Consider the following 12,710-nt stretch of genomic DNA (forward strand, 5'->3'; position numbering starts at 1 on the left):
CATCAAAGCCCATGACCAATAAATCCCTGAACGCCTGTTCCCGTCTCGTTCGTTGAACTGCCGGGGCGTCACTCACGCCCCGGCCAGGTCGGATGTTGCATCAGGCGTTAGTAACCGGCTTCTGCTCATTTTTAGTCTGTGTATTTTCCAGCATACGACGAACCGGAACAATAAGCACGATCAGCACCGCAGCGCAAATCAGCAGGGCGACGGAGCAACGCGCGAAGAGGTCCGGCAGCATATCGAGCTGATCGGCCTTCACATGGCCGCCAATCAGGCCCGCAGCCAGGTTACCCAGCGCGCTCGCACAGAACCACAGCCCCATCATCTGACCGCGCATTCTTTCCGGCGCCAGCAACGTCATGGTCGCCAGACCAATCGGGCTCAGGCACAGCTCGCCCAGCGTCAGCATCAGAATGCTGCCTACCAGCCAGAACGGTGATACGCCCGCCCCGCCGTTATTCAGCACGTTCTGCGCCGCCAGCATCATCAGGCCAAAGCCCGCCGCCGCACACAGAATACCGATAACAAACTTGGTGATGCTGCTCGGGCGAATGTTCATGCTCGCCAGCTTTGGCCATGCCCAGCTGAACACCGGCGCCAGCAGGATGATAAACAGGGCGTTGATCGACTGGAACCATACGGCCGGGATCTCAAAATCGCCGATCATGCGGTTAGTGTAGTCGTTGGCGAACAGGTTGAATGAGGTCGGCTTTTGCTCAAACGCAGACCAGAAGAATGCGGCTGAAACCAGCAGGATAAAGCAGACCAGCAGTCGTGCGCGCTCTTTACGGTTCAGGCCCGCAAAAACAAACAGGTAGATAAAGTAGAGCGCAACAGACGCCGCAATCACGTACACCAGCATGCTGGCTACCGCGACCGGGTTAATCACAATCACGCCCTGAGCGATCAGCGCAACGATAACCACCACGCCTACTGCCAGCGCCAGCAGCCATGCGCCCACGCCGTTTCTCTTCACTACCGGGCTGTTCCAGGTGGAGTCCAGCCCCACTTCGCTGTCGTAGCGTTTCATTGCCGGAACGGCAAACACGCGGAAGATGATCAACGCCACCAGCATCCCGATGCCGCCGATACCAAAGCCCCAGTGCCAGCCGTGGCTTTTAATCAGCCAGCCGGAGATCAGCGGCGCAATGAACGACCCCATATTGATGCCCATATAGAACAGCGAGAAACCGCCGTCACGACGCGCATCGCCTTTTTTATACAGCGTCCCCACCATGACCGAGATACAGGTCTTGAACAGGCCAGAACCGAGCACGATAAACATCAGGCCGATAAAGAACAGGTTGTCGCCCATCACGGCAGAGAGCGCAATCGACAGGTGGCCGAGCGCAATCAGAATCGAGCCGTACCAGACCGCTTTCTGCTGGCCGAGCCAGTTATCCGCCAGCCAGCCGCCCGGCAATGCCGCGAGATACATCGTACCGGCAAAGATACCGACAATCGCAGAGGCGTTTTCACGCGCCAGTCCCATGCCCCCGTCATAGACGGTCGCAGCCATAAACAGGATCAGTAACGGACGGATGCCGTAAAACGAGAAACGTTCCCACATCTCGGTGAAGAACAGCGAACCGAGCGGATAAGGATGGCCGAAGAACGTTCGGCTTTCTTTTTGATTAACAGAGGATTGCATAATTCTCCCGAAAAGGTATGTCGTTGTGCTTATAAACACCGCAATGCACGCCGACCAGTTACGTATCTGGCCGATTTTTTTACATGCGGCGAAGGGTTATTTAACCATTTGATAACCTGGAGCCAGTTTTGTCTAGTACCAACCCCTGGACTTTAAGATGAAAATTCGACAATTGTCTACTTTCTTAGATTTAAAGTTGGAAGAAAACGAATAGTCATTGACATCACACAGGGAAACCATCGGCTGGAGCAAAACAAAAAACCCGCGACAGGCGCGGGTTTTATCAACGTCAGCGACGATTATTTGCTTTTTAATGTGAATGGCAAATAAGCCAGTTATCGATTGTTATAAAAGAGTTTTTTAATAAACACATCTAATTGTGTACACCCGTGTGTACATTAAAAAACAAAGTGCTTACTTAATTCGCTCTATTTTTAATCAATTCCAAACGCTACGCGGTAGGGCGTTCATTCCAAGCATCATGAGCCAGTAAATTACCATCTTTATACAGATGGGTAATTTTTTCATAGTTCAGGGCCACTTCTTCCATATGGCCGGTTCCCGGACAGCCTCGCGTATCATGCATAGCTGGACTGACCGAAATAACTTTCACATTTTCCAGAGTAATCCGGTAATACTCCGCCTCTTGTCCGGCGTAGTTAATGTGATAAAACTTGAATTCGGCTGATTTGAGCGTCTGACCGGTCGCTGCCGCCTTAAACAGATACGGCGATGCGCTATCAAGCTCTTTGGTAAACTGGAAAGGTGAATGCTGGCGTGTTCCCGTCACCTTCCCTGTCATTGGGTCGGTAGGGATAGTTAAATATGGTGTAACCCTCGAAGCTCAACACTTCCTTCACGGTCTTGTACATCGGAAGATCCACGGATCATTGCACCGCCATCGTCGGTCAAAAACAAGTGTACTGGTACTGCCATTTATAAAGCTCCTTGCTTACGATTAGTCGTATAACCATTTCCCGGCTTTAGCTGATTCGATCAGCATGCCAATAGTGAAATCAGGTACGGGGACAGGTTCCGTTTTCTTGAACGGATTCCACGAAAAAGGAAGGTTCGGAAAGTAAGTTTCGATTTTAAACCCTCCCCGTTCAACATTGAATTTCTTGAAAAAGTCATTCATCAGGTCTTCGGCTTCAAGTTCGTCAATGCTCAAATCAGTATCGAGATCAGTCTCAGGCGTTAATGTCACCCGTTTTATATTGAACAGATACGTTCCAGCGTAAGGCCGTACAAGCTCATAAATGCGCTGCTCAATGCTGTCTACCATAACTTATCGTTACCTCGCGCTATGGTGTTGTAATCGCGTATGGTGCGGTAGGTGATTTGCGACACATCAGAAGCAAGGATAATTTGACCAATCAGGGGAATTGAACGCCCAACAAACGGCGCAATGTTACGAACCATAACACGGCGAGCCGTCCACGGTGTATAGCCTCCTAACCAAGTAGGAAGCGAGATACCAAAGGGGAATTTGCTTTTCTTAAATACCGCTCGAGCAGCCTTTGAAGCGTAAGAGGTTCCTTTCGTCGCATTGGCAAATTTGCCCCTCGTACCTAAATTGTTTCTTCCCGATACGAGGGCAACCACCGCACCAAAATCAGCCACGCCGATCCCAAATTGGCTAGCGGTATTCTCACAAAAAATCATAAATAGAAGTTCGGCAGCACTTAAATTCGACTTTCCAGCGTAGAAGTATGTTCCGTTTAATTCCTCAACCGTATCCACAGCCAATTCCTTTTTTTGTGCAAAGGGCAATCATAACGGCCAATATTAAGCCATTCCAGAGCAACAGATTGATTTACATCAAGCACCAAGCGCATTCAGGAGCACACACCACCTTTTGCTTTTTGCCAGCAGGACATACATACCACCAGCGCGGATCTTTCCGGATTGGGATAGGTTGACACTTTCCGGGAAAACTCGCATTTAACCTTAGGAAATCTTAGGAGGCCGGTTGACACTTTTCGCGAATTGACCTTAACAAATCTAAACATCCCTCACCTGACACTCCCCCCGAAAACGCAGCAATGGCGCGGCTTCGTCCGGCTTTATACGTTTCCAGCGATCGGCCAAAGTGTAAAGCTATCGGTTTCGTTTTTCGGGGAAGGTTGATACTTTTCGCCGTTTTCCCAATAACCCTGGCATTTCTAAGCATCGTAGGTTGACACTTTTGCGGAAAATCCGGGGTTTTATGGCAGCGTTAACGAGGATAAATTAATTCGGGGCCTGCAATCACAGGGGCTGTGGCCGGGTTGACGCTTTTTCGTGGGAAAGTGAAAAGTGTCAACCTGTGCGTTTCGTATCTCAGGAACGGTTTACACTTTGCCACCGGGCGACGTTGACACATATCACCTGTGCACCTTTTCGCGCCAGAGTGAAAGAGCCTTAATCCCCTCCGGATTCCAGTCCGCCATTTCATCAGGGTAATCCGTGGAGGTGTAAAACAGTTCGCGCCTCAGGGTCAACAGCAGCAGCGCCACATTCTCTTTCAGGTCATAACGCTGAAAATAAAATTCAGCATCCTGCGTATCAAGATAAATACCTTCATCCTCCAGAAGCGCCACCTCATAGCCCAGTTCATCAGCTGCGGCGACAGCCACTGATTGATCGCCACAGCATCGAATGCTGTGATTTTCTCACCTAGCTTTGTTGGCTTCGGCAAAGTGCCGTCACGTACCTTGCGATCCAGAGTAGAAAGGCTCATACCCAGCATTTCAGCCAAACGATAGCGGCGGATGTAGCCGGTTGTAGGAATTGCAGACTGTGTGGAAGGTTGGTTTTTCATATGCCCCGTTACCTCTTGCTGGTGGTTGATGACTTGTAACGGAATAAATTGAAGACTGATTTGCCTCAAGGCGATAGGGTGCATATCCAGCTATGCACCATTATTTGTATTAGTCGGAATTGATCACTAATGAAAATGCCGTGTACTTATCTGGTTTAGGCGGTTGTAATTTTGATTTTTTTATCCAACGTTTGATTGAGTCTTTACTCACCGAGCCGTTGAAGTATTGATGTAGTTTCGAGAGCATTTCGTTTTTACTTGCCGCCGGATACTTCTCCCAAGTGTCTTTAAGTATTCTTATGGCTTTTGCATAATTGGGATTCCGTGGTTGTGATGAATTTTTTCGCTGCTTCAGTCGCTCAACAACCTTGCCAGAATGATAAACAAAGTGTAACTGTCCTAATTTCATGTTTTCATTGTAGAAAGCAATTTTTAACAGATTATCAGCAACGGAATCAAGCCCCATGAAATGCATAATGCAGGCCGAAAGAACTAAATCATTGCTTTCTTCTAATTTAAAAATATCGCCAAATGATCCATACTCAACACCAGAAAATTCATTTATCAAATCAATTACTTCTGGTTTTGATATTTCATCTCGAAGATAAAACCTAAATCCTTTATTTAACTCTTCAAGAACAGTTCTCTTTTCATTTGTTGTAACAAATCCCCGCGAACCTGATGCTGTTTCCATTATGTAAAAATCTGCGCTTTGGGAGAACTCCACGGCTTCATCAGCTATTCTTTTATTCACATTATTTACGTAATTGACAACTGGATGATTCGTTTTTTCCCCTGTTTTTTTGCTCACGAATGCACACATACTTTCATCCCTTTATTCAGCCAAACGCAAAGGCATTACGTTATATGTTTCACCTCGTTCCAACGCTACCAGCAAATCAGCCCACTGAGTCAGCGCCGCCTTGCGCTCGTTGAAATACTCATGCCGGTTACACCCTTGTGTACACGCTAATCATGCACTTTGTTGATTCTTTATGATAGCTCTTGATATGAAAAAAGCCCGACGCAATGCGGGCTTCAGGATTTTTTGACAGCAGATGATTTTCAGTAAATCGTCATTTGCTTTTCTTAATGTGCTTAATCAGACGTTTACGCTTACGCATCTGAGTCGGGGTCAGCGTATTGCGCTTATTCGCATACGGGTTTTCCCCTTCTTTAAACTGAATACGGATAGGCGTTCCCATCACGTCCAGCGATTTGCGGAAGTAGTTCATCAGATAGCGCTTGTAAGAGTCCGGCAGGTCTTTCACCTGGTTGCCGTGAATCACCACGATTGGCGGGTTATATCCCCCGGCGTGGGCATATTTAAGTTTCACGCGGCGACCGCGAACCAGCGGCGGCTGGTGATCTTCAACCGCCATAGTCATGATGCGGGTCAGCATGGCGGTGCTGACGCGACGGGTTGAACTGTCATACGCTTCACGTACGGACTCAAACAGGTTGCCCACGCCGCTGCCATGCAGCGCAGAGATAAAGTGTACGCGCGCAAAGTCGATAAAGCCCAGACGGAAGTCCAGCGTCTCTTTCACCTGCTCTTTCACTTCCTGGGTCAGGCCGTCCCATTTGTTCACGACGATGACAAGTGAGCGCCCACTATTAAGGATAAAGCCCAGCAGCGACAGATCCTGATCGGAAATCCCTTCGCGCGCATCAATAACCAGCATCACCACGTTGGCATCTTCAATCGCCTGCAACGTTTTAATGACAGAGAATTTTTCTACCGCATCGGTGACTTTCCCACGCTTACGTACGCCTGCGGTATCAATCAGCACGTATTCACGCTCATCGCGTTCCATCGGAATATAGATACTGTCGCGCGTCGTTCCCGGCATGTCATAGACCACTACGCGGTCTTCACCCAGAATACGGTTAGTCAGTGTGGACTTACCTACGTTCGGACGGCCGACAATCGCCAGTTTGATTGGCAGATCCTGAGGGTTGAAGTCATCTTCCGGCTCCTCTTCCCCGTTCTCTTCCGCTGCCAGTTTCGCCCAGTATTCGGCGTCTTCATCCACCTCTTCCTGCGGGGCGACGTCGTCCATCCACGGCAGCAGAACATGCTCCAGCAGGCTGAGCACGCCACGACCGTGAGAAGCTGCAATCGGGTGAATTTCACCTAAACCCAGCGCATAGAAGTCGACAACCGCCTGATCGGGATCGAGCCCGTCAGTTTTGTTTGCCACAAGGAACGTGGGTTTTTCGCGGGAGCGCAGATGTTTGGCGATCGCTTCATCCGCTGGCATCAGGCCAGCACGCGCATCCACCATGAACAGCACAACATCAGCCTCTTCAATCGCCAGCAGCGACTGTTCCGCCATGCGGGTTTCCACACCGTCTTCGGTGCCATCAATACCGCCGGTATCAATACAGATAAACTCGCGGCCTTCAATCTCCGCACGACCGTACTTACGGTCACGAGTCAGACCCGGGAAATCCGCAACCAGCGCATCTCGGGTGCGAGTTAGACGGTTAAATAACGTGGATTTTCCGACGTTAGGGCGCCCGACAAGCGCGACCACAGGTACCATGTTTAAAGCCTCATTTAAAAAATCATCAAACAACGCGCGCGATTTTTGCGCCGTTGTTAAAAACAGTAAAACGGCCCCTGCACCAGGAGCCGTTTTTCAAAGCGTGCGGCCGTGACGATTAACGCGTAATAGAGTACAGCGTACCGTCTTTCGCCTGGATCAGCAGTTTGCCATCGGCAGAGACCGGTTCGGTCAGGAAGCCGGAGCTATCCACTTTTTGCTGAGCCACAAAACGACCGTCCTCAACGTTAATCCAGTGCATATAGCCTTCGCTATCGCCTACCACCAGATTGCCATTATACAGCGCAGGCGATGTCAGCAGGCGGTGCAGCAGATCGCTTTGCGTCCACAGCGTCACGCCGCCGTCGGTGGTCAATGCCAGAATACGGTCGTTCTGATCCACCAGGTAGATACGATCGCCGTCAACGATGAAATCATTCACCGAGCCCAGCTCACGTTTCCACATAATCTGACCACTGCGCAGATCCAGCGCCGTCAGGTTACCATTATAAGCCAGCGCGTAAACGACGCCATTGACGATAACCGGCGTGGTATCGACATCGCTCAGACGGTCGATTTCAGTCGAACCGGTCGCCTGGGAAATACGCTGTTGCCAAATCATCTGGCCCTGCTGCATCAGCACGGCGCTGACGCGACCGTTATCACCACCCACAATGGCGGCGCCATACGCGGTAGCCGGAGCGGACTCACCGCGCAGCGAAAGCGACGGCATGTCGAGGTTCACGGTCCATTTGATCGCGCCGTCCGCCTCATTCAGCGCCTGCAACTGACCGTTGCTGGTATGAATAAGCACCAGGCCATCGCTGACAACCGGGCGAGATAACGCTTCACCGGCGACTTTCGTCTGCCATGCCGTCGTACCGTCAGCCGCGTTCAACGCATAAACCTGCGCTTTTTCGCTGCCAATATAGACATGGCCGCCGGAGACCGTTACGCCGCCAGACAGCAACGCAGGCGCTCTGGAGAACCAGCCGTCTTTCTCCGCCAGGTTCACGGACCAGACTTCTTTCCCGTCATCCGCGTTTACCGCTTTTACGGTGCCTTTACGGTCAGCCGCGTAGACCACGTTATCGGCATACGCCGGGTGCAGGTTGGAATAGAACTCGCCGATACCGCTACCTACAGACGTACTCCATGCGGTAGACGGCGTAAACTGGTTTTCCACCGTCGGCAACGGGGACATTTTGACAACATCTTCTTCGCCACTAAACAGTGAACAACCGCTCAATAACGTAACAGAAAGCAGTCCTGGCAGAAGTAATTTACGCAATTGCATCGGGTCCCTCTCAGATGGACAAATTATTGATTTTCATCTGCATCATTTCACTCAGCGCCGGGCTGGCATCGCTTTTCACGCCTGCTTCCCATGCGCTGCGCGCGCCTTGTTTATCGCCTTTGCTCAACAACGCTTCGCCACGCAGATCGGCGACAATCGCAGCCCATCCTTCACCTTTTACGGTATCGAGCGTTTTCAGCGCGGTATCGGCCTGCTTGAGCTGCACCTGAACGCGGGCAAGACGCAGATTAATCACCGCTTTGAGGTTCTCATCGCTGGTGGCCGCCAGTCCTTGCTGTAGCTGGGCTGCGGCTTTCTCAAGTTCATTTTGATCAACAAACTGCTGCGCCAGTTCCATAGAAGCTAACGCGCCGTAGGTATTTTTATTCTCCGTGGCGAATTTCTCCGCAGCGGAGATGCTATCCGGTTTGCCCGCGCTCACCGCGGTCACCGCATTTTGATATGCCAGAGAAGCAGAGCGTGCGGACTCCGTCTGATGACTGGTCCAGTAGCGCCAACCGAGCAGCGCGCCAACCCCTAAAATCACCCCAACAGCCAGCGCTTTGCCATTTTCAGCAAAGAAGCGTTTAATCGCATCAACCTGGTCGTTTTCGTTCTCGTAAATTTCCACGCTGTCCTTCTCCTTAACCCAATAACGTGCGCAAATGTGCGGTCACACTATCCTGTGCGACTGCCGTTTGCTCACCAGAGCGCAAATCCTTCACTACAACGGTGCCGTCAGCCACTTCGGACTCACCCAGCACCAGTGCAACGCGGGCGCCCCATTTATCGGCACGGGCAAACTGTTTCTTAAAGTTGCCGCCGCCGTGGTTAGTCATCAGTTTCACGCCCGGATTTTCATCACGCAGGCGCTCCGCCAGTGTCATCGCCGCAGACTGCGTATCCGCGCCTGAGGCTACCAGGTATATATCGACAACAGGATCGGCATTAAATTCCAGATTAACTGCCTGAACTAACAAAACAAGTCGTTCCAGACCCATCGCAAAGCCCACCGCCGGGGTTGCGCGACCGCCAAGTTGCTCCACCAGACCGTCATAACGACCGCCGGCGCACACCGTGCCCTGAGACCCCAGACTGTTGGTTACCCATTCAAATACGGTACGGTTGTAGTAATCAAGGCCGCGAACCAGACGCTGGTTGACGGTGTAAGCGATACCCGCCGCTTCCAGCAGTTTGCACAGACCGGCAAAGTGCTCGCGGGAGTCGTCATCCAGATAGTCGCCCAGAGCAGGCGCATCGTTGAGCAGCGCCTGAACGTCCGGGTTCTTGGAATCCAGCACGCGCAGCGGGTTGGTATACATGCGGCGTTTGCAGTCTTCGTCCAGCTTCTCTTTATGCTGTTCAAGGTATGCCACCAGCGCATCACGATAGTTGGCGCGCGCGTCAAGCGAACCGATGGAGTTCAGCTCCAGATTCACATGTTCAGCAATACCCAACGCACGCCACCAGCGCGCGGTCAGCAGAATCAGCTCCGCATCAATATCCGGCCCTTGCAGACCGAAGGCTTCGACACCCAACTGATGGAACTGACGATAACGCCCTTTCTGCGGACGCTCGTGGCGGAACATCGGCCCGATATACCACAAGCGCTGTTCCTGATTGTACAGGAGACCATGTTCGATACCGGCGCGTACGCAACCCGCCGTCCCTTCAGGACGCAACGTCAGGCTGTCGCCATTACGATCCTCAAAGGTGTACATCTCTTTTTCAACCACGTCAGTGACTTCACCGATAGCGCGTTTGAATAACGGGGTCTGCTCTACAATCGGCAAACGGATTTCACTGTAACCGTAGCTGCCGAGCACGTTTTTGAGTGTGCCTTCAATGCGCTGCCAGATGGCGGTTTCGCCAGGCAGATAATCGTTCATGCCGCGAATGGCTTGAATGTTTTTTGCCACGTTTATTCTCTTTCTGAATATAAAAATGAACCCTCAGCGCTTCCCAAACGATACGGGAGCCATGCGGGTTCAATCATACACGGGAAGCGCGCCGCTTCCCATCGCGTTATTATTTTTCAACCTGCTGCACGTCGATTCGACGCGCTTCGTCCATAATGCTGGCCTTCGCGCGGATACGGGCTTCAAGCTGCGTAATCATATCATCGTTGTCGAGTCTGTCTTTACGCACGCCGTCTTCATACAGGCCGCTTTTCTTGTTGCCGCCCGTTACGCCCAGCGTCGAAACCAGCGCTTCGCCCGGCCCGTTCACCACACAGCCGATGATGGAAACGTCCATTGGCGTGATGATGTCTTCAAGGCGTTGTTCCAGCGCGTTGACCGTGCCGATGACGTCGAACTCCTGACGGGAACAGGTTGGGCAAGCGATAAAGTTGATCCCACGCGCACGAATGCGCAGCGATTTCAGAATATCGAAGCCCACTTTAATTTCTTCTACCGGATCGGCCGCCAGAGAGACGCGCAGCGTATCGCCAATGCCTTCCGACAGCAGTAAACCGAGGCCGATCGCCGATTTCACCGCGCCGCTGCGCGCGCCGCCCGCTTCGGTGATCCCAAGATGCAACGGTTGTTCGATCTGTTTCGCCAACAGACGATAGGATTCTACCGCGAGGAAAACATCCGAGGCTTTCACGCTGACTTTAAACTGATCGAAGTTCAGGCGATCGAGATGATCCACATGGCGCATCGCCGATTCCAGCAGCGCCTGCGGCGTCGGCTCACCGTATTTTTCCTGTAGATCTTTTTCCAGCGATCCGGCGTTTACGCCGATACGGATAGGGATATTTTTATCGCGAGCGCAGTCGACAACGGTACGAATACGCTCTTCGTTACCGATGTTGCCTGGGTTGATTCGCAGGCAATCCACGCCATATTCCGCCACTTTCAGCGCAATGCGATAGTCGAAGTGGATATCAGCAACCAGCGGGACATTAACCTGCTGCTTGATCAGTTTAAACGCCTCTGCGGCATCCATTGTCGGCACGGAGACGCGGACGATATCCGCGCCAACACGCTCCAGCGCTTTAATTTGATTGACCGTCGCTTCCACATCCGTCGTGCGCGTATTGGTCATTGACTGTACGGCGATGGGGGCGCCATCGCCAATCGGCACATTCCCAACGTAAATACGTTTCGATTTTCTACGTTGAATTGGAGCCTGGTTATGCATGAAAAATCTCCCGCGTTGCCCGTCTGTTACTGCGCCGGTGATTGTTCGGCATTAAGGGTCAGACGCGCAACCTGGTTAGTTCTGATAAAACGGCTCAGATCGACAGGTTTTCCTTGATACTGGATCTGTACCGCAGCCGGGGCGCCAATTTTAAGCTTATAAGGCGCCTGACCGGTTAGGTTTAAATTGCCATCTTTACGCTGCATTCCGCTAAACAGTTTTTTCCCTGTCGCATCGGTGACTTCCAGCCAGCAATCGGCGGTAAAGTTCATCACCAGCGCGTTCTGATCGACCGCTGACGTAGCCACGCCCGCCTGATCGGTCGGCAATGACGCCGTATCACCCGTCGCGGCAGGCGCCGTGGTTGCGGTATCCACATTCGCCTGAGAAGGCGCAACGACCGCATTCTGCTGAGCGTCTGCGGCAGGCGCCGTGGTCGTCGCGGACGCATCCGGCGTCTGCGGCACGGCGTTTGTCGCCGTAGAGTCAACAGGCGCAGTTGGCGCTGGCGTCGAATCCTGGCTTGCGGCTTCGCTGGTGTCCAGCGGTACGCTCTGGGCGCTATCGCCGCCAGCATTCAGTTCAGCAGAGGATTGATCGACCATCGTGGTGAGTTCTTCCTGCTGCGCCTTATGGTTTTGCCACCACCAGGCCCCCGTCAGGCCAACCACCACAAACAGCACCAGCCAGGTGAACGTCATCAACCAGCCATCGCGCTTTTTACGACGCTTACCTAAAGAGAAACTCTGCATTGGCGCGACTTTGGAAGGACGAACCGGCGCCTGTTTTTCCAGACCGGGCAGCAGTTCTTCTTCAGGGATGTGCACCAGACGCGCATAAGAGCGGATATACCCGCGCAGAAACGTTGAAGCGAGATCGGCCGGGGCCTTATCTTCTTCAATATCGCGTACCGTGGAAACCTTCAGGCAAAGTCGCTCTGCAACCGCCTGCTGGCTGAGTCCGAGTTGTTCACGGGCATTGCGCAGACGAACGCCGGTGGATTGTGCTTCATTTTGGTCGTGCGTGGCTTCAGTATTCATTCGCTACAGCTGCTGGTACGTAAATTGGGGTTCAGGCGCCGGTGAGACACAATGCCCACCCGCACCGCGAAACATCTGGTCAGTTAACCTTAGTTGGACAGTATAAGACTGTCAGGCTACTTATGACAAAACAGCTTAATCCTTAAGGCTAAACTATTGTTGCACCGCTACATACTGCCCTAAAGTTGACAAAAACGCACCGTTAATATTGACCAGATAA

The 12,710-nt window shown here is 52.0% G+C and carries 11 protein-coding genes and 2 pseudogenes; all 13 read right to left on the reverse strand.

Annotation, left to right across the window (positions count from 1 at the left end; all coding sequences use genetic code 11):
- Positions 1-100: 100 nt before the first annotated feature.
- Complete coding sequence (locus OGW17_RS20920; protein ID WP_012131270.1) at positions 101-1,654, reverse strand: peptide MFS transporter; 1,554 nt, start codon at positions 1,652-1,654, stop codon at positions 101-103.
- Between the two features lie 451 nt (positions 1,655-2,105).
- A pseudogene (locus tag OGW17_RS20925) lies at positions 2,106-2,590 on the reverse strand (Hcp family type VI secretion system effector).
- A 22-nt stretch (positions 2,591-2,612) separates the two neighbouring features.
- The gene (locus OGW17_RS20930) at positions 2,613-2,939 is read right to left on the reverse strand and encodes a DUF1493 family protein (RefSeq protein ID WP_071258060.1); all 327 of its coding nucleotides are present in this window, start codon (positions 2,937-2,939) and stop codon (positions 2,613-2,615) included.
- Complete coding sequence (locus tag OGW17_RS20935) at positions 2,933-3,397, reverse strand: STM2901 family protein (protein ID WP_071258062.1); 465 nt, start codon at positions 3,395-3,397, stop codon at positions 2,933-2,935. The genes OGW17_RS20930 and OGW17_RS20935 overlap by 7 nt, the downstream gene beginning before the upstream one ends.
- Before the next feature lie 623 nt (positions 3,398-4,020).
- On the reverse strand, positions 4,021-4,272 hold the full coding sequence (locus OGW17_RS20940; protein WP_071258063.1) for a hypothetical protein: 252 nt from the start codon (positions 4,270-4,272) through the stop codon (positions 4,021-4,023).
- Positions 4,263-4,457, reverse strand: a pseudogene (locus OGW17_RS20945) (helix-turn-helix transcriptional regulator); the annotation flags it as partial. The pseudogene OGW17_RS20945 and the gene OGW17_RS20940, both read right to left, overlap by 10 nt.
- A 109-nt stretch (positions 4,458-4,566) precedes the next feature.
- The gene (locus OGW17_RS20950) at positions 4,567-5,280 is read right to left on the reverse strand and encodes a hypothetical protein (protein WP_071258064.1); all 714 of its coding nucleotides are present in this window, start codon (positions 5,278-5,280) and stop codon (positions 4,567-4,569) included.
- 253 nt (positions 5,281-5,533) lie between these two features.
- Complete coding sequence (der, locus tag OGW17_RS20960; RefSeq protein WP_047462015.1) at positions 5,534-7,006, reverse strand: ribosome biogenesis GTPase Der; 1,473 nt, start codon at positions 7,004-7,006, stop codon at positions 5,534-5,536.
- Positions 7,007-7,124: 118 nt separating this feature from the next.
- Complete coding sequence (bamB, locus tag OGW17_RS20965) at positions 7,125-8,303, reverse strand: outer membrane protein assembly factor BamB (RefSeq protein ID WP_047462014.1); 1,179 nt, start codon at positions 8,301-8,303, stop codon at positions 7,125-7,127.
- Between the two features lie 10 nt (positions 8,304-8,313).
- The gene (locus tag OGW17_RS20970; RefSeq protein ID WP_012131267.1) at positions 8,314-8,934 is read right to left on the reverse strand and encodes a YfgM family protein; all 621 of its coding nucleotides are present in this window, start codon (positions 8,932-8,934) and stop codon (positions 8,314-8,316) included.
- A 13-nt stretch (positions 8,935-8,947) separates the two neighbouring features.
- Positions 8,948-10,222 (reverse strand): histidine--tRNA ligase, encoded by a 1,275-nt coding sequence (gene hisS / locus OGW17_RS20975; protein WP_024130119.1) that lies wholly within the window; start codon positions 10,220-10,222, stop codon positions 8,948-8,950.
- Between the two features lie 109 nt (positions 10,223-10,331).
- Complete coding sequence (gene ispG / locus OGW17_RS20980; protein ID WP_012131265.1) at positions 10,332-11,450, reverse strand: flavodoxin-dependent (E)-4-hydroxy-3-methylbut-2-enyl-diphosphate synthase; 1,119 nt, start codon at positions 11,448-11,450, stop codon at positions 10,332-10,334.
- A 26-nt stretch (positions 11,451-11,476) separates the two neighbouring features.
- Entirely contained in the window at positions 11,477-12,490 is a 1,014-nt protein-coding gene (gene rodZ / locus OGW17_RS20985; RefSeq protein WP_012131264.1) for a cytoskeleton protein RodZ, read from the reverse strand.
- Positions 12,491-12,710 lie beyond the last annotated feature (220 nt).

It is taken from the genome of Citrobacter sp. CK181 (assembly GCF_030333595.1).
Classification (GTDB): Bacteria; Pseudomonadota; Gammaproteobacteria; order Enterobacterales; family Enterobacteriaceae; genus Citrobacter_B; species Citrobacter_B koseri.